Source organism: Methanooceanicella nereidis (assembly GCF_021023085.1).
Lineage (GTDB): Archaea > Halobacteriota > Methanocellia > Methanocellales > Methanocellaceae > Methanooceanicella > Methanooceanicella nereidis.
The window spans coordinates 1-1,041 of record NZ_PGCK01000032.1; the positions used below are offsets into that span (position 1 = coordinate 1).

At 51.9% G+C, this 1,041-nt stretch carries 1 protein-coding gene; it reads right to left on the bottom strand.

The window, feature by feature from the left end; all coding sequences use genetic code 11:
- Positions 1 to 961: FAD-dependent oxidoreductase (locus CUJ83_RS15555; protein WP_230743387.1), on the bottom strand; the 961-nt coding region annotated here is incomplete at its 3' end.
- Between the last annotated feature and the right edge of the window lie 80 nt (positions 962 to 1,041).

Below are 1,041 nucleotides of genomic sequence, written 5' to 3' on the forward strand. Positions count from 1 at the left end.
CGAACTCGTCTTTCATGTCGAGGTTGATAGCTTCCTTATCACCGCACTTCTTAACACAAAGCTCACACTTCACACAGTGATCGAAGTCTATAGTGTACTTCAAGGGTACTACCTGCGGGTGGCAAATGTATATTGCCTTTCTCGGACCCAGGCCAATATCGAACTCGTTCGGCCTGCTGACCGGACATACCGCCGCACAGTCACCACAACCATTACACTTATCCTCGATAACACCTCTCGCCTTCCTCTTCACGGTGACGTTGAAGTTACCGATGTAACCGTCAACCTTCTCAACTTCCGAGTAGGACAGGAGTTTTATGTTCGGGTGTCTGTCGACTTCCGCCATCTTAGGTGAAAGGATACACTGCGAACAGTCGAGTGTCGGGAAGGTCTTGTCCAGCTTGGACATGTAACCGCCGATTGTCGGCTCCTTCTCTATCAGGTAGGTGGTGATTCCGGAGTCCGCGAGTTTCATTGCTGCTTCGATTCCGCCTACGCCTGCGCCGATGACCATCGCGGTCTTTTCACAGGGCACTGACTTGGTCTCGAGCGGCTCGAGAAGTTTCGCCTTCGCGACGGCCATTCTAAGAATGTCCTTTGCCTTCTCGGTTGCCCTCTCCGGCTCCTTCATGTGGATCCACGAGGACTGCTCACGAATGTTCGCCATCTCGAACACGAACGGGTTCAGCCCGCCGAGCTCGGTGGCTTTCCTGAATGTCACTTCGTGCAGACGCGGGGTGCATGCTGCTACGACAACTGCGTCTAACTGCTTCTCCTTAATAGCGGTCTTGATCTTTTCCTGACCGGGGGTTGAACACATGTAAGCGTAATCATCAGCGTGGACAACGCCTGGAAGAGTGCTAGCGTACTCGGAAAGTTCCTTAACCTTGACCGTACCGGCTATGTTAGAACCGCAGTGACAGATGAAGACCCCGACTCTATTTTCTTTACCGTTTGCCATATTTTCATCCCTCATACAATTTTGTCAAGTAATGCGTCTACCTTGATAACGTGCGCATCCAGACCGAGTTCCTCAGGGCT